Source organism: Aminobacter sp. NyZ550, from assembly GCF_025628925.2.
Lineage (GTDB): Bacteria > Pseudomonadota > Alphaproteobacteria > Rhizobiales > Rhizobiaceae > Aminobacter > Aminobacter ciceronei.
The window spans coordinates 4726217-4743612 of record NZ_CP114190.1; the positions used below are offsets into that span (position 1 = coordinate 4726217).

General features: G+C 63.6%; 12 protein-coding genes and 1 tRNA gene. 8 read left to right on the forward strand and 5 right to left on the reverse strand.

Features of this window, described 5'->3' with window-relative positions:
- Positions 1-187 precede the first annotated feature (187 nt).
- From betI to betB, 5 genes are read left to right on the forward strand one after another with little or no spacing between them, the layout of a single operon-like run.
- Positions 188-778, forward strand: coding sequence for a transcriptional regulator BetI (gene betI, locus N7E70_RS23545; protein ID WP_154384975.1), 591 nt, complete (start codon positions 188-190; stop codon positions 776-778).
- Entirely contained in the window at positions 775-2304 is a 1530-nt protein-coding gene (gene betC / locus N7E70_RS23550) for a choline-sulfatase (RefSeq protein WP_263007795.1), read from the forward strand. Before betI ends, betC begins: the two co-directional genes overlap by 4 nt.
- Complete coding sequence (locus tag N7E70_RS23555) at positions 2304-3302, forward strand: threonine/serine dehydratase (protein ID WP_442866526.1); 999 nt, start codon at positions 2304-2306, stop codon at positions 3300-3302. The genes betC and N7E70_RS23555 overlap by 1 nt, the downstream gene beginning before the upstream one ends.
- On the forward strand, positions 3295-4947 hold the full coding sequence (gene betA, locus N7E70_RS23560) for a choline dehydrogenase (RefSeq protein WP_154384973.1): 1653 nt from the start codon (positions 3295-3297) through the stop codon (positions 4945-4947). Before N7E70_RS23555 ends, betA begins: the two co-directional genes overlap by 8 nt.
- 53 nt (positions 4948-5000) lie before the next feature.
- Positions 5001-6464: a betaine-aldehyde dehydrogenase gene (betB, locus tag N7E70_RS23565; protein WP_263007797.1), complete on the forward strand. Its 1464-nt coding sequence runs from the start codon at positions 5001-5003 to the stop codon at positions 6462-6464.
- A 301-nt stretch (positions 6465-6765) separates the two neighbouring features.
- On the opposite strand, the gene N7E70_RS23570 is transcribed toward betB, so the two are convergent.
- Positions 6766-9006 (reverse strand): mannose-1-phosphate guanylyltransferase/mannose-6-phosphate isomerase, encoded by a 2241-nt coding sequence (locus tag N7E70_RS23570; RefSeq protein ID WP_263007798.1) that lies wholly within the window; start codon positions 9004-9006, stop codon positions 6766-6768.
- Between the two features lie 12 nt (positions 9007-9018).
- Positions 9019-10539: a phosphomannomutase/phosphoglucomutase gene (locus tag N7E70_RS23575; protein WP_185910188.1), complete on the reverse strand. Its 1521-nt coding sequence runs from the start codon at positions 10537-10539 to the stop codon at positions 9019-9021.
- Positions 10540-10739: 200 nt separating this feature from the next.
- On the opposite strand from N7E70_RS23575, the gene N7E70_RS23580 reads away from it, so the two are divergent.
- The 3 genes from N7E70_RS23580 (at position 10740) to N7E70_RS23590 (ending at position 13619) form a co-directional block, all read left to right on the forward strand.
- Positions 10740-10816, forward strand: a tRNA-Pro gene (locus tag N7E70_RS23580).
- 427 nt (positions 10817-11243) lie between these two features.
- Entirely contained in the window at positions 11244-11858 is a 615-nt protein-coding gene (locus N7E70_RS23585; RefSeq protein WP_331461846.1) for a TadE/TadG family type IV pilus assembly protein, read from the forward strand.
- Between the two features lie 57 nt (positions 11859-11915).
- Positions 11916-13619 (forward strand): pilus assembly protein TadG-related protein, encoded by a 1704-nt coding sequence (locus N7E70_RS23590; RefSeq protein WP_185910190.1) that lies wholly within the window; start codon positions 11916-11918, stop codon positions 13617-13619.
- 90 nt (positions 13620-13709) lie between these two features.
- Here the strand turns inward: N7E70_RS23590 and N7E70_RS23595 are convergent, their stop codons facing one another.
- From N7E70_RS23595 to N7E70_RS23605, 3 genes are read right to left on the reverse strand one after another with little or no spacing between them, the layout of a single operon-like run.
- Positions 13710-15326 carry an ABC transporter ATP-binding protein gene (locus tag N7E70_RS23595; protein WP_067964413.1) on the reverse strand — a complete coding sequence of 539 codons (1617 nt, stop codon included), beginning with the start codon at positions 15324-15326 and terminating at the stop codon, positions 13710-13712.
- 1 nt (position 15327) lies between these two features.
- Positions 15328-16446 carry an ABC transporter permease gene (locus N7E70_RS23600; protein WP_067964415.1) on the reverse strand — a complete coding sequence of 373 codons (1119 nt, stop codon included), beginning with the start codon at positions 16444-16446 and terminating at the stop codon, positions 15328-15330.
- Positions 16439-17362: an ABC transporter permease subunit gene (locus N7E70_RS23605; RefSeq protein WP_067964417.1), complete on the reverse strand. Its 924-nt coding sequence runs from the start codon at positions 17360-17362 to the stop codon at positions 16439-16441. The genes N7E70_RS23600 and N7E70_RS23605 overlap by 8 nt, the downstream gene beginning before the upstream one ends.
- Positions 17363-17396: the final 34 nt, after the last annotated feature.

Below are 17396 nucleotides of genomic sequence, written 5' to 3' on the forward strand. Positions count from 1 at the left end.
TCATTGGTATGTTGCGCCATTTGGCGGGCGATTCCAACGCCCTTCAATTCCGTTCAAATATGAACAGTTTTCGACAACATTCAATGGTCCAGATGGGGGTTCCATGACGCATTCGAGACGACATGCGCCGTGATTTTTATTGATTGACGAGTCAATTAAAAATACTTTGGCCACTGGAGGATCCCGCATGCCCAAAGTCGGAATGGAGCCGCTGCGCCGCAAGGCGCTGATCGACGCGACGATCTCGGCGATCGGCGAGCGCGGCAACCTGGACGTGACCATGTCGGAGATCGCCGGACGCGCCGGCGTCTCCTCCGCGCTTGCCCATCACTATTTCGGCGCCAAGGACGAACTGCTTGCCGCGACCATGCGGCACCTTCTGTCCGAACTGCTGATCGACACGACCGCCGCACTTCGACAGGCGGAAACCGCGCGCGCCCGCGTCTCCGCCGTCATCGCGGTCAACTTCTCCGACAAGCAGTTCCGGTCGGAGACGATCGCCGCCTGGCTTGCCTTCTATGTCGAGGCGCAGAAATCGCCGGCGCTGCGCCGGCTGCTGCGTGTCTACGCCCATCGCCTGCATTCGAATCTGATGAGTGGCCTGACCCGGCTCCTGCAACGCCATGAGGCTGAGCGCGTCGCCGAGGCGACAGCGGCGCTGATCGACGGTCTCTACATTCGCCGGGCGTTGCGGGAGGGAATTCCCAATGCCGCCTCGGCCATTGCACTGGTCGAGGACTACCTCGAAACCAAGCTCTCGCAGGCGGGCAACGCATGAAGACCAGTCAGCCCAACATCCTCATCGTCATGGTCGACCAGTTGGCCGGGACGTTCTTCCCCGACGGTCCAGCCGACTTCCTGCACACCCCGCATCTCAAGGCGCTCGCTGCGCGCTCGGCACGTTTCCGCAACAACTACACCGCCTCGCCGCTCTGCGCGCCGGGCCGCGCCGCCTTCATGTCCGGGCAGTTGCCATCGCGCACCGGCGTCTATGACAACGCCGCCGAATTCACCTCGTCGGTCCCGACCTTTGCGCATCACCTGCGCGGTGCCGGCTACCACACCGTGCTGTCGGGCAAGATGCATTTCGTCGGCCCGGACCAGATGCACGGTTTCGAGGAGCGGCTGACGACCGACATCTATCCGGCCGATTTCGGCTGGACGCCGGACTATCGCAAGCCGGGCGAACGCATCGACTGGTGGTACCACAATCTCGGCTCGGTCACCGGCGCGGGCACTGCCGAAATTTCCAACCAGATGGAGTATGACGACGAGGTCGCTTTCCTGGCTGCCCAGAAGCTTTACGATTTCGCCCGCGTCTCCGATCAGGCCGAGCGCCGTCCCTGGTGCCTCACCGTCTCCTTCACCCATCCACACGACCCCTATGTCGCGCGCCGCCAGTATTGGGACCTCTATGAGGACTGCCCCGCCCTCGACCCCGAGGTCGGCTTCATCCCCGAGGACCTGCAGGACCCGCATTCGCAGCGCCTCTACCTCGCCAGCGACTATGCCAGCTTCGACATCACGCCGGAGCAGGTGCGCCGCTCGCGTCGCGGCTATTTCGCCAACATCTCCTATATCGACGACAAGGTCGGCGAGCTGCTGTCGGTGCTCGAACGCACGCGCATGCTCGACGACACCGTCATCCTGTTCTGCTCCGACCATGGCGACATGCTCGGAGAGCGCGGCCTGTGGTTCAAGATGTGCTTCTACGAAGGCTCGGCGCGTGTCCCCCTGATGGTCGCGGGCAAGGGCCTGCCGGCGGGCCTGATCGCCGAACCGACCTCCAATCTCGACGTGCTGCCGACGCTGTGCGACCTCGCCGGCATCGACCTCTCCGCCATCGCGCCCTGGACCGACGGGCAGTCTTTGCTGCCATTGGCGCGCGGCGAACAGCGCAACGCGCCGGTGCTCATGGAATACGCCGCCGAAGGCTCCTATGCGCCGCTGGTCGCCATCCGCGACGGCCGCTTCAAGTTCGTCCACTGCGAGATCGACCCGCCGCAGCTGTTTGATCTGGAATCGGACGCCAGCGAACTGCGCAACCTCGCAGTTGACCCCGCTTATGCCGATCTGGTCACCGACTTCATGGCAAAAGTCCGAGCCCGCTGGGACATGGCGGGCTTCGACGCCGCCGTGCGCGAGAGCCAGGCGCGGCGCTGGGTGATCTATCCCGCGCTGCGCAACGGCGCCTACTACCCATGGGATTTCCAGCCGCTGCAGAAAGCGTCGGAGCGCTACATGCGCAATCACATGGACCTCAACGTGCTCGAAGAGAGCAAGCGTTTCCCGAGGGGTGAATGATGAGCACCGAAGTTCCAGGTCTCGACCGGCTGCGAGAAGCCTATGCCGAGACGTCGCAGGCGACGCAGTTGACGCCGCTGCTCGAATCCGCCGTCCTTGCCCGTGAGACTGGTGCTGCGCGTGTCTTCGTCAAGGCGGAGTCGCTGCAATGGTCCGGTTCGTTCAAGGCGCGCGGCGCCTATTGGCGGCTGAAGCAGCTTTCACCTGAAGAAGCCGGACGCGGCGTTGTCGCCTTCTCCTCCGGCAATTTCGCCCAGGGCCTTGCCGCGGCCGGCCAGTCGCTCGGCATACCCGTCACCATCGTCATGCCCATCGACGCTCCCGCCGCCAAACGCGAGGCGACCAAGGCCTATGGCGCACGCGTGGTCCTGACCGACCATGGCGACCGCGCCCGCGAAGAGGTCGCTGCCGCCAGGGCACGCGAAATCTCCGAGACGGAAGGGCTCGTCCTGCTTCACCCGTTCGACGATCCCGAGATCGTCGCCGGCCAGGCCGGCGCCGGCCTCGAAGCGCTCGACCAACTGGCAGCAAAGGGTGTGGTCGCCGACATCGTGCTCTGCCCCGTCGGCGGCGGCGGGCTGATCGGCGGCGTGGCTTTGGCCTTCCATCACCTTTCACCGTCGACCGAAGTGTTCGCCGTGGAGCCCGAGGGCTTCAACGGGCTGGGCGCATCGCTCGCCAATGGCGTGCTTTCCGCCGTGCCGCTGGCGGAGAAATCGATCTGCGACGGCCTGATGGCGCGCCGGCCGGGCGAAGCGCCCTTTGCCGCCATCACGACCACCAATGTTCGCGCGCTGACCGTCGACGATGCCTCTGTCCGCCGCGCGATGACCACGGCCTTCGAGCGGCTGAAACTCGTGCTCGAGCCGTCGGGCGCCTCGTCGCTGGCGGCACTTCTGGGAGGAAAGGTCGACGTGACCGGCAAGACCGTGCTCGTCGTCGCAACCGGCGGCAACGTCTCGCTCGCCGATTTTTTGGTCCATGTGAACAATGCTTGAAGCAGATTACGTAATCGTCGGCTCCGGCTCGGCCGGCTCGGCCATGGCCTATCGCCTGTCGGAAGACGGCAAGCACTCCGTCATCGTCATCGAATATGGCGGCACCGATTTCGGCCCGCTGATCCAGATGCCGTCGGCACTGTCGATCCCGCTCAATATGAGCCGCTACGATTGGGGCTTTGCCAGCGAGCCGGAGCCGCATCTCGGCGGCCGCGTTCTCGCCACCCCACGCGGAAAGGTTCTCGGCGGCTCGTCCTCGATCAACGGCATGGTCTATGTCCGCGGCCATGCCCACGACTTCGATCACTGGGCAGAACAGGGCGCCACCGGCTGGGGCTATGCCGACGTGCTGCCCTACTTCAAGCGCATGGAGCATTCGAATGGCGGCGAGGAAGGCTGGCGCGGCACCTCGGGTCCGCTCAACGTGCAGCGTGGGCCGCGCAAGAACCCGCTCTACCAGGCCTTCGTCGAGGCCGGCCGTCAGGCCGGTTTCGAGCTGACCGAAGACTATAATGGCGCCAAGCAGGAAGGCTTTGGCGCGATGGAGCAGACCATCCATGGCGGGCGCCGCTGGTCGGTCGCCAATGCCTATCTCAGGCCGGCGCTGAAACGCGGAAATGTCCGTATCGTCAATGGCTTCGCCCGGCGCGTGGTGATCGAGAACCAACGTGCCACCGGCGTCGAGATCGAGACTCGCAGGAAGATTCAGGTCGTTAAGGCACGACGTGAGGTGATCGTCGCCGCCTCCTCCATCAACTCGCCGAAACTGCTGATGCTGTCGGGCATCGGACCGGCCGAGCATCTCAAGAAGCACGGCATAGCAGTCGTCGCCGACAGGCGCGGCGTCGGCCAGAATCTCCAGGACCACATGGAGCTCTACATCCAGCAGGAGGCGACCCAGCCGATTACCCTGCACTCGGTCTTCAACCCGTTCTCCAAGGCGCTGATCGGCGCGGAGTGGCTGCTGTTCAAGACCGGCCTCGGCGCCACCAACCATTTCGAAGCCGCAGCCTTTGTGCGCTCGAAATCAGGCGTCGACTACCCAGACATCCAGTTTCACTTCCTGCCGGCGGCCGTACGTTACGACGGCAAGGCGGCGGCCAAGTCGCATGGCTTCCAGGCCCATGTCGGGCCGATGCGGTCGAAGTCGCGCGGCGCGATCACGCTTCGCTCAAACGACCCGTGGGACAAGCCGGAGATCCGCTTCAACTACATGTCGCATCCCGACGACTGGGAAGACTTCCGGCACTGCATCCGCCTCACCCGCGAGATCTTCGGCCAGGCCGCCTTCGACCCGTTCCGCGGCAAGGAGATATCGCCCGGCAGCCATGTGCAGTCGGACGAGCAACTCGACGCCTTCATCCGCGAGCATTCTGAAAGCGCCTACCACCCTTGTGGCACCTGCCGCATGGGCCGCGCCGACGACCCGACCAGCGTCGTCGATCCCGAGTGCCGGGTGATCGGCGTGGACAGCCTGCGCGTTGCCGACTCCTCGATCTTCCCGCGCGTCACCAATGGCAACCTCAACAGCCCGTCGATCATGACTGGCGAAAAGGCGTCCGACCACATATTGGGGCGGACACCGCTCGCCCCGTCGAACCAGGAGCCGTGGATCAATCCGCGCTGGCAGGTCTCCGACAGATAAAGCATCATCCGGCCTACCCGCCGGACCATCGAATAGACAACTGGAGCAAACGCATGCGCGCCCAGCCCAAAGCCTCGCATTATGTCAACGGCCGCTACATCGACGACGAGCGTGGAGCATCGATCCCGGTCATCTATCCGGCAACCGGTGAGACCATTGCCGAGCTGCGGTCGGCAACACCCAACATCGTCGAGCTGGCGATCGAGGCCGCGCGCGAGGCGCAGCCGGCCTGGGCACGGCTGAAGCCCATCGAGCGCGGCCGCATCCTGCGCCGTGCCGCCGACATACTGCGCGCCCGCAATGAGGAGCTGTCGCGCATCGAGACGCTCGACACCGGCAAGGCTATCCAGGAAACGCTGGTGGCCGACGCCGCCTCCGCCGCCGACTGTCTCGAATATTTCGCCGGTGCGGTCGCTGCCTTCAACGGCGACTATGTCGATCTCGGCGGCCCCTTCGCCTACACCAGGCGCGAGGCGCTCGGCGTCTGCGTCGGCATCGGCGCCTGGAACTACCCGATCCAGATCGCCGGCTGGAAGTCGGCACCCGCGCTCGCCATGGGCAATGCCATGGTGTTCAAGCCGTCTGAGAACACGCCCCTGTCCGCTCTTGCGCTGGCCGAAATCTACACCGAAGCCGGCCTGCCTGACGGGCTGTTCAATGTCGTCCAGGGTTACGGCGATGTCGGCGCGGCACTCGCCGCGCATCCGGTCGTCGACAAGATTTCGCTCACCGGCTCGGTGCCGACGGGCAAGAAGGTGTTGTCGCTCGCCGGCTCGCATATGAAACACGCGACGATGGAGCTCGGCGGCAAGTCGCCGATCATCGTCTTCGACGACGCCGATCTCGAAAACGCCGTCGGCGGCGCGATGCTCGGCAATTTCTACTCGACCGGCCAGGTCTGCTCCAACGGCACGCGCGTCTTTGTCCAGAAAGGCCTGCACGATCGTTTCGTCGAACGGCTGGTCGAGCGCACCAAGTCGATCCGTATCGGCGACCCGCTCGACCCCGAGACGCAGATGGGCCCGCTGGTCAGCAAGGCCCAGCACGACAAGGTTCTCGATTACATCGGCGTCGGCAAAGGCGAAGGTGCCGAGTTGCGTTGTGGTGGTGGAGTGCCCTCACTGCAGGGCTTCGAAGGCGGCTTCTTCGTCGAGCCGACCGTGTTCACCGGTGTGAAGGACACCATGCGCATCGCCCGCGAGGAGATATTCGGCCCGGTCATGAGCGTGCTGTCCTTCGACCGCGAGGACGAGGTCATCGCCCGCGCCAACGACACCGAATTCGGCCTCGCCGCCGGCGTCTTCACCAAGGACATTGCGCGCGGCCATCGCATGATCGGCGAACTCAAGGCCGGGACGTGCTGGATCAACGCCTACAATCTGACGCCGGTCGAAATCCCCTTCGGCGGCGCCAAGCAATCGGGCATCGGCCGCGAGAACTCGCTCGCCGCCCTGTCGCACTATTCGCAGCTCAAGACGGTCTATGTCGAAACGGGCGACGTCGCGAGCCCGTACTGAAGCTTGGCCTCGTTGCCGGGCTGGCTTGGTGTGCCGCTGAGCTGAAAATTGGGGATGCTTGGAGGTGTCGGCGCGGCCCCTCCTCCACCCTTCGGGCGCCTTCTCCCCGTAAACGGGGAGAAGGAAGAAGCGGCAGCGTCGCGGCCAGCCCTCTTCTCCCCGTTTACGGGGAGATCCCGGCAGGGGGATGAGGGGCAGCGGACCAAGGGCCAGCAACAACCGCGGCGCTCAAGCCGCCTCGCATCGCCTGAATAGCAAAAGCCGGCCAATTGGCCGGCTCGGCTTTTTTGTTGGTTCGAAGTCAGTGCGCGACGTCCTCGGTCTTGTCGAGATACTGCGTCAGCGCCGTCACCAGATGGTAGAAGATGCTGGCCGGCACTTCCTTGGCCAAGGAGCGGCCGCGCTCGTCGATCTGGTCGATCCACAGGCCCTGCGGTGCGGGGTCGATGTGCCAGCGGAACAGGCGGCCGACACGTGCTTCGATCTCGGGCTTGAGATCGGGGCCGCCGGTGCCGTCGAGCGCCACGGCCGCCTTGATCGCCTCGGTCTGCGGCCAGCTGCGCGAGATGCTGTCGAGCGGCAGGCCCTGCCGCGACACCGCGCCATAGGCCAGCCCCGTCGCACGGTTGAGGCCGTTGGCGACTGCCGAGGCATAGAGCTTGCGGCCGAAGGCGACGAGATCCTTCTGGCCGCTCTTGTCGGCAAAATCGACAAGCAGCGAGGCCCATTCGAAGTGATGCCCGGGTTCGGTCCACTGGCCCTTTTCGCCAGGTGCCGGATGCCAGTCGCGGTCGAAGAACTCGCCCAGCGTCCAGCTGTCGACCTCGAAGAAGTGGCTGCGGAACAGATCGATGATGCGCGCGGCGCGCCTGAGATAGGCGCGTTCACCCGTCACCGCGTGCCAGGCGAGAAACGCCTCCAGCAGATGCATGTGCGGGTTGGAGCGGCGCACGCCCTCGCCATCAGGGCTTTCCATGAAGCCGGTCATGCGCTCGTCCTCGAGGTGTTTGTCGAGGAAGGCGAATGTTTCGGTGGCCAGCACCAGCGCCTCGGCATTGCCCGAGCGATGCGCATGGGCCAGCGCCAGGAGCACGCAGGCGTGATCATAGGCGTCCTCGACCGGATCGAGCACGCTGCCGTCAGGGTTCAGCGTCCGCACCCAGCCACCGCGTTCGGTGCGGCCTTTGTCGGCCATGAAGCGGATGCCGTGGTCGATCAGTTGGTCGGCCCTGCCATCCCAGCCGCGCTGCTTGGCCACCGCAAAGGCATAGACCTGTCGCGCCATGGTGCGCATGCGCTTGGGCTTGGCCAATGGCCTGGCGTCGAAGCCCAGTGCCTCGTAGAAGCCACCGAACTGCTCGTCGACACCCGATGTCGACCACAGCGGCAGCGTCTCGTCCATCAGCCAATGCTGCACCCGCCGACGCCAGGCGCCGTTGGCGATGACACGGCCATGCGCCGGCGTGAACTTGGTCTCCAGCCGGCCGCTCTTTTCGAGCTGCTCGACGATCTTCTTGACGTTCTGGCTGTGGCTGACCGGGGCGACGAAGGTCGCGTCCGAGGTCGAGACGATGGCGACGTCCTTCAGACCGATGGCCGAAAGCAGGCGGCCTTCGCCGCGCAGATAGGAATTCTCGCAGTCGATGGCGACGACATCGCCGACGATGACGTTGCCGTCCTTGTCGGAGGGGCTGACGTCGAGCAGCGACTGCCACGACCCGAGATCGTTCCAGCGGAAACTTGCCGGCACCATGGCGATGCCGTCGACACGCTCCATGATGGCGTAGTCGATCGAGTTGGACGGGATGTCCTGGTAGAGATCCAGCGGCATGTAGACGCCGGAGAGGTCGCTGGTCTGGGACTGAAAGGCTGCTTCGGCCTTCTGCCAGATGTCAGGCTGGTGCTTGAGGAAGGCGGCGCGCATGGCGCTGGCCTTGAACAGGAAGATGCCGGCATTCCAGAAGAAGTTGCCGGCGGCGAGATAACCTTCGGCCGTCTTGAGGTCGGGCTTTTCGACAAAGCGGGTGACGTCGGAAACGCCGCCGCCTTCGGCACCGGCCTCGATGTAGCCGTAACCCGTCTCGGGTGCGGTCGGGCGGATACCGAACACCACCATCCGGCCGGCCACGGCTGCCGGCACCCCGTTTTCGACGGTTTCCCAGAACTGGCGCTGCGTCGAGATTTCGTGGTCCGAAGGCACCACCAGCACGGTGCCGTCGCCATAAGCCTTGATCGTCTGCAGTGCGGCAATCGCCACGGCCGCAGCCGTGTTGCGGCCCGTCGGCTCGAAGATCGCGCCGCCGCCGGCAAGATCGATCGCCGCGAGATCGGCGCGCACCCGTTCGGCATGGCGCTCGGACGCGATCAGATAGATCGGCGTTTCGCCTTCGTCGCGCGCGGCAAGCCGCTTCAGCGTCTTGACCAGCATCGAGCCGTCGCCCGACAGGTCATGGAACTGTTTGGGGTTGTCCTCGCGCGACAGCGGCCAGAGCCGGGAGCCGACGCCGCCGCTCATGACAAAACTGACGATCCTCTCGGCCATGCCCGCTCCCCCTCAGAAGGTCTGGTTGTAGGCGCCGACGGACGGATTGCGCCGCAGCACCGCGTCAACCGCCTCGAACATCTCACGCCGACGCTCCGACGACACCGGGCTTTCCACCACCACGACCAGTTCCGGCTTGTTGGAGGAGGCGCGAACCAGCCCCCAGGTGCCGTCCTCGGCAACGACACGCACGCCGTTGACGGTGACGAGATCGACGATCTTCTGTCCGGCGAAGATATCGCCATTGCGCTTCATCGCCTCGAAATCGGCAACGACCTTGTCGACGACGCCATATTTCAGCTCGTCGTCGCAATGCGGCGACATTGTCGGCGTGCCATAGGTCAGCGGCAGGTCGCGATAGAGATCGGCCATCGACTTGCCGGGGCTGCGGTCGAGCATCTGGCAGACGGCGATCGCGGTGACGATGCCGTCGTCATAACCGCGGCCGATCGGCGGGTTGAAGAAGAAATGGCCAGACTTCTCGAAGCCGGCGATGGCGCCCACTTCGGCGACGCGGCGCTTGAGATAGGAGTGGCCCGTCTTCCAGTAGTCGGTCTTGGCGCCATTGGCGGCCAGCACGGTGTCGGTGTTGAACAGGCCGGTGGATTTCACGTCGACGACGAAGGTCGCGTTCGGATGGAGCGCCGAGATGTCACGCGCGAGCATGACGCCGACTTTGTCCGCAAATATCTCGTTGCCCTCATTGTCGACCACGCCGCAGCGGTCGCCGTCGCCGTCGAAGCCGAGCCCGACATCGGCGCCTGTTTCCAGCACCTTGTCCCTGATCGCATGCAGCATCTGCATGTCCTCGGGGTTGGGGTTGTAGCGTGGGAACGAATGGTCGAGCTCGATATCGAGCGGGATGACCTCGCAGCCGATGCGCTCGAGCGCTTCCGGCGCAAACGCCCCTGCCGTGCCGTTGCCGCAGGCGGCGACGACGCGCAGCTTGCGGGTGATGCGTTTGCCGGCCACCAGGTCGTCGATATAGGTCTTGCGGAAATCGGGCACGAACTCATAGGAGCCGCCGCCGGTCAGGTCGAAGTCGCCATTGAGCACGATTTCCCTGAGCGCCGACATTTCGTCCGGGCCGAAGGTCAGCGGCCGCTGCGCGCCCATCTTCACGCCGGTCCAGCCGTTCTCGTTGTGCGAGGCGGTGACCATGGCGACCGACGGCGTGTCGAGCGCGAACTGGGCGAAATAGGCCATCGGCGACAGTGCCAGGCCGATATCCTTGACCCGTGCGCCCGCCGCCTGAAGACCTGACACCAGCGCCAGCTTGATCGACATCGAGTAAGAGCGGAAATCGTGGCCGACGACGATGTCGGGTCCGGCGCCGAGACGCCGGATCAACGTGCCGATGCCCATGCCCAGCGCCTGGACGCCGATCAGATTGAGTTCCGGCTCCTTGGGCGAGCTCGGATGGCCGAACCACCAGCGCGCATCGTATTCGCGAAAGCCGGTCGGCTTGACCAGTGCGAGCGTCTCGAATTCGAACGTATTGGGAGATGCTTGGGCGACTGGCTTGAAATTCACGACTGCACTCCGGCGCCATGCTGCGCATAGATTCTGTTCGGCATCGAATACCGCAAGATCGGGGCACTGTCCCCTCCCGCCACGGCAGCAAAAAGGCTTAAAAGCACAACAAGATTACTCACTTGCGAAAAATTGCGCCAGTCGAACCTTTGGCGCTTGCAGGAAGCAAAAGCGGCAGCTATAAGCCCGCCCACTGGTCACGGAGTGTAGCGCAGCCTGGTAGCGCACATCGTTCGGGACGATGGGGTCGCAGGTTCGAATCCTGCCACTCCGACCAGAAAAATCCCGAATTCCCAATTCTTTAGACTGAAGCCGCAAAGCGCCACGCCTTTCGCGCTGCGACCGGCCAGGATCAACCTTCGTCCCGAACCGAAAGACGGCGTGAACAACCCGCTTTCCGGGCCACCAGCTTCGCGACAACGATTGCCAAACCCGATCTCATCAATCGAGGGTTGTATTCTTCTTGCTGTCGCTTGGCGAAAACTTCCTGCGACCACGGTATTCTAACAAAATCCGTCTGACCTCATACAAAACAAGATCATTTTAGTCGGATTTTACTGTCGAGATTCAGATTCTCTTGGCCGTTCGCCACAACCTGCAAGCACATTAGCAAATCGATAATCTTCTGGGACCACTCTGGTACTAATCTAGTTCATCTCTGGTAGCGAGGCGGATGATCTTGGCAGTGGCCAAACAGGTGGCATATGAGTGAGAATAAATACTTTGCATACAAACAATATTTCCGCAGGATGGCGTCGCTTGCGACGACCAGAAATCCAGGGGGCTCGCGTGTTCTCAGACACCGCCGCAAGCTGGGCGCAGACGCATCCAAGTCCTTTACCGAGCGGATCAAGCACTTGGAAAGATGGGCAAGGACACTGATCCGCATAAGGCCCCCCGATAGTAGCGGGTTCCTGCAGTCCCGATCCGGCACATCAGCAATCGAATTTGCAATTGTCGCACCGGTCTTCATCCTGCTTGTGTTTGGAATGATCGCTTACGGAATTTACTTCGGCGCCCTGCATTCCGTCCAGCAGATGGCAGCCGACGCAGCCCGCACCGCCATCGGCGGGCTCAACGAAGCCGAGCGCAAGACGCTCGCACAGCGATACATCGATCTCAACGGCGACGGCTACGTCCTCATCGACAAGACAAAACTGACAGTAGACGCCAAGGACAGCGCCAATGACAGCGAACAGTTCGTCGTCTCCTTGAGCTACGACGCCCGCCAGCTTCCGATCTGGAATCTGCTGACAATGCTGCCAATGCCGGAGCAGACCATCAAACGCAGTTCGACAATTCGGGTGGGGGGCATCTGAATGTTTACGGCAATCCTGAACAGACTGTCCGAGTTCCGGCGCGCGCGAAAAGGCAACATGGCGACCATGTTCGCGCTGTCGCTGCCGATCGGCCTTGCCACGGCTGCACTGGCAGTCGACGAAGGCTCGCTTTATGTCGAGCGCCGCGAAGCCCAGTCGATTACCGATCTTGCAGCAATCTATGCCGCCGGCAACATCGCCAAGGCCGATGCCGCGGTGCTGAAGGTGTTCAACAACAATCGTCAGAACAACGTCGTCCTGGTTGACGGCTCCACCCCTCAAACACTCACTGTCGGTTACAAGCGCGTGCTCGTCGAAAAGGGGCGCTATGCCGCCGACCCCACTGTCGCAGTCGACGCGCGCTTCGTCGTCGGTGCAGCGCCGCCAAACGCCGTGCGCGTCACCTATTCCAAGGACGGCACGACCTTTTTCGCCAATGCGCTGATCGGTGAGCGCAAGATTGTCACCACAGCGGTCGCGACCGCGCCGGCGGAAGCCGCCTTCTCCGTGGGCTCCAGGCTTGCCAGCCTCAATGGCGGCCTGCTCAACAGCCTTCTTGGCGGCCTGCTGGGTACGACGCTTTCGCTCAATGTGATGGACTACAACGCGCTACTGGGGGCCGACGTCAACGCGCTGCAGTTCATCGATGCGCTGAAAACCGGATTGAACCTGACGGCGGGTACCTACAATGAGGTGCTGCAGGCTGAAGCGAGCGTCGGGCAGATACTGTCGGCTCTGGCAACGGTCAACAAGGACAGGGACGCCGACATCGCCTTGAACAAGCTTCTGGGCTCTCACATCCCCGGTTCGCTCAAGGTACCGCTCAAGAATTACATCGACCTCGGCGCGATCGGCAAACTGTCGACGGGTCGTGGCGCCGCCGGGCTGGACGCCGATGTCGGCATCATGGAACTGGTCAGCGCTGCAGCCGCCATCGCCAACGGCAAGAACCAGGTCGCCGTCGACCTTGGCGCCGGCGTGCCGGGTCTGCTCGGCGTCAAGCTGAACGTCGCCATCGGCGAACCACCGCAAGGATACAGCTGGTTTGCGGTCGGCGAGCCGGGCAAGATCGTGCGTACGGCGCAGACAAGGCTGCAACTCGTCGTCACCGTTGGCGGCACCGGGGGATTGGTCGACAGCGTGCTGGGCGGGTCGGTGCGCGTGCCGCTCTATGTCGAGTTGGCCTATGCCGAGGCCCAGTTGAAAAGCGTTTCCTGTCCCACCGGCAAGCCGGCAAGCGCGATCGTCACGGTCGACGCCCAGCCCGGCGTCGCCGAGATCTGGCTCGGCGACATCAACCCGGAGGAACTCAGGGTCTTTACCAAGAGGCCCGTGGTGCAGCCCGCGCAGCTGGTCAAGCTCAACCCGGTCGGCCTCAACGTGCTGACCGTCGACGTCAAGGGTGCCGCGAATGTGCGGATCGGCAACATGACGCCGCAGGCCCTTACGTTCAACAAGAGCGACATCGACGCACGCCGGGTCAAGTCGGTGTCGACACGCAACCTGACGCAGTCGCTGACCGCCTCGCTGTTGAGCGGGCTGACGCTGGATGTCGATCTCAAGGTGCTGGGCCTTGGCCTCGGCCTGTTCGTGCCGACAGACGCCGCGGTCAAGACCGCCATCGTCGGGCTGCTGTCAGGCGTGACCGCCCCCATCGACGGGCTGCTTTACAACGTCCTGACGCTGGTCGGCGTAAAGGTCGGCGAAGCCGATGTGCGGGTTCACGGCGTCAACTGCGGCCGCTCCGTTCTGGTGCTCTGAACGCGAACAGGCCCGGAGACTGACGTCTCCGGGCCTGTTGCTGTTTTTCACCAGGCTGTGGCCTGCCAAAGCCGTCAGGCTGCCAAACCGTCAGGCCGATTGGCGGAACTTCGTCTCGTCGATCGCCGCCGCCATCAGGGTCTTGGTGTAGGCTTCACGCGGCGCCCCGAAGATCTCCTCGGTCGGCCCCTCCTCGACGATCTTTCCCTGCTTCATCACGATGATGTAGTCCGACATGGCGCGCACCACGGCCAGATCGTGACTGATGAACAGGTAGGACAGATCGTGGTCGGCCTGCAGCTTGCGCAAAAGCTCGACGATCTGCTTCTGCACCGATCGGTCGAGCGCCGAGGTCGGCTCATCGAGCACGACGACCTTGGGCTTGAGGATCATCGCGCGCGCAATGGCGATGCGCTGGCGCTGGCCGCCGGAGAACTCGTGCGGATAGCGGTTGCGTGTTTCGGGGGATAGCCCGACTTCACGCAGGGCCTCCACCGCCCTGTTGTCGCGTTCCTTGGACGACAGCGACGGCTCGTGCACCAGAAGGCCTTCGGTGATGATCTGGCCCACCGTCATGCGCGGCGACAAGGAGCCGAACGGATCCTGGAAAACGAGCTGAAGCTCCCGCCGCAGCGGGCGCATGTCGGCACGGTCGGCCTTGGACAGATCCTTGTTGCCGAAGCGGATCGTTCCCTGGCTCGGCAACAGCCGGAGCAGAGCCCGGCCCAGCGTCGACTTGCCCGATCCCGATTCACCGACGATGCCGATCGTCTGGCGCTGCTTGAGCATGATCGAGATGCGGTCGACCGCCCGCAATAGCATCGGCGGGCCGGCAAGGAAGCCGCCGCCGATCTTGAACTCGACCTCGACATTGCGCCCTTCGAGCAGGATCGGCGCATTGGCGGCAGGCGGCGCCTTACGACCGGTCGGCTCGGCTGCCAGCAGCATCTTGGTGTAGTCGTGCTGCGGATTGGCAAACAGCTCGTCGGCCTTGCCCTCCTCCACCACCTCGCCATAGCGCATGACATAGACACGGTCGGCAAAGCGCCGGACGATGCCGAGGTCATGGGTGATGAAGACGATGGCCATGCCGAGCTTGCGCTGCAGTTCGGCCAGCAGGGTCAGGATCTGCGCCTGGATCGTCACGTCGAGTGCAGTGGTCGGCTCGTCGGCGATCAGGATGTCGGGGTCGTTGGCCAGCGCCATGGCGATCATCACGCGCTGGCGCTGGCCGCCCGACATTTCGTGCGGATAGGATTTCAGGCGCCGCTCGGGGTCGGGAATCTTGACCAGTTCGAGCAGCCTGAGGGCTTCGGCGCGCGCTGCCGCCCCGCTCAAGCCGCGATGCTTGCGGATCGGTTCCATCAGCTGGTTGCCGATGGTGTAGAGCGGATCGAGCGAGGTCATCGGCTCCTGGAAGATCATGCTGATCTTGCGGCCACGGACCTTGTTGAGTTCCGATTTGCCGAGTGTCAGCAGGTTCTTGCCGCGGTAGTCGACAGCGCCTGTGGCCTCGCCATTGGATGCCAGCAGGCTCATCGCCGCCATCATCGTCTGGCTCTTGCCGGAGCCGGATTCACCGACCACGGCAACCGTCTCGCCGGCGTCGACGTGAAGGTGGATGCCCTTCACCGCCTCCACCACGCCGTCGAGCGTGCGGAAGCGGACGCGCAGGTCCTTGACCGATAGGATTGTTTCTCCAGCCATCTCACCTGTCCTTCGGATCGAGAGCGTCACGCAGGCCGTCGCCGATGAAGTTCAGCGCGAACAGCGTCGAGACCAGGAAGAAGGCCGGGAACAACAGCAGCCAGTTGGCGGTACCGATGTTCTTGGCGCCCACGGAGATCAGCACGCCCCAGCTCGTCATCGGCTCCTGCACGCCGAGCCCCAGGAACGACAGGAAGCTCTCCAGGATGATGACCTGCGGCACCAGCAGCGTCATGTAGATGACGACAGGTCCAAGCAGATTGGGGATGACGTGACGCTGCACGATGCCGCGCGAGCGGACGCCGAGCGCTTCGGCCGCCTGGACGTATTCCTGCCGGCGGATCGACAAGGCCTGGCCACGCACGATGCGCGCCATGTCGAGCCACAACACCGCCCCCACAGCCAGGAACATCAGCACGAAGTTTCGCCCGAAGAAGACGACCAGCATGATGACGAAGAAGATGAAGGGAAGCGAATAGAGCACGTCGACGATGCGCATCATCACCTCGTCGGTCTTGCCGCCCATGAAGCCGGCAGTGGCGCCATAGATGACCCCGATGACCACGGCGACGATGCCGGCCAGAAGGCCGATCGCCAGCGAGATGCGGCCCGCCATCAGCGTTCGCGACAGCAGGTCGCGGCCGGTGTTGTCGGTGCCGAACAGGAAGTACTGCTGCTTGATCGAGGCGCTCATCACCGCCGTCAGCCCATCGGCAGAGGTGCTTTCGAGCTTGCCGTCATCGAAGGTGTCGGAACGGTCGAGATAGCGGATGTTGCGCTCGTCGAGCGGTTTGCTCGACGTCACGGTGATGAACACCCGTTCGCCTTCCTGGCGCCATTCCTTGACGTCGACACGCATGCGCTTGACGGCGTCGTTCATGGCGGTCTCGATCATTTCCGGCTTGGGATAGGCCGAGAGACTTGGCGGCGTCCGGACATAGTCGGCGTAGATCGTCGTGTACTGATGCGGCACGAAGAACGGTCCGACGATGCAGACGGTCGCCATGGCGATCAGGTAGAAAAGGCTGAACATCGCAGCCTTGTTGGCCTTGAGGCGTGCCCACGCATCGCCCCAGAGCGATCGCCCGACGACGGGCGCTGAAATGGCTGTATCAGTCATAGCGGACCCGCGGATCGAAGAAGGCATAGAGGATGTCGACGATCAGGTTGAAGGCGATCGTAAACAGCGCAATCACCACCACCGTGCCCATGACCAGCGTGTAGTCGCGGTTGAGTGCCGCATCGACGAAGTAGCGGCCTATACCGGGAATGGCGAAGATCGTCTCGACGATGATCGAACCGGTGAGCAATGCCGCCGCCGCCGGGCCCGCATAAGACACGATGGGCAGGACAGCGCCACGCAGTGCGTGTTTGACCACCACCGACCAGTCGGACAGGCCAAGCGCACGCGCCGTCCGGATGTGGTTGGAACGCAGCGACTCGATCATCGAACCGCGCATCAGGCGCGCCACGATGGCGATCTGCGGCAGTGACAAAGTCAGGATCGGGCCGATCTTGTTGATCCATGCCCCATCGCCCCAACCGCCGATCGGCAGCAGCTTCCAGGTCAGGCCGAACAGCAGCTGGATCACAGGGGCAATGACGAAGGTCGGGATCGTGCTGCCTGCAGTGGCGAGTGCGATCACCGAATAGTCGCCAAGCTTGTTCTGGTTGAGGGCTGCGACGATACCAAGCACCGTTCCGACGGCAAGCGCCAGGACAAGAGCCGACAGGCCCAGCTGAACCGAGATCGGCAGGCCATTGGCGAACAGCTCGGTGACGGTGAAGTCAGGCAGGTTGTAGCTGGGCCCGAAGTTACCGTGCAGCAGGTTCTTGAGATAGTTGACGTATTGCAGCCAGATCGGATCATTAAGACCGAATTGGGCCTCAAGATTGGCCTTGATCTCGGGACTGAGTCCGCGCTCCTGATTGAATGGGCCGCCCGGAGCGACGCGGATCAGGAAGAAGGCCAGCGTGACGATGACGAACATCGTCGGAATGGCGGTCAGAAGCCGCCTGAATACATAGAGAAACATAGCTACCACGCCTTCGCAGGTTAGCCGGGACCGC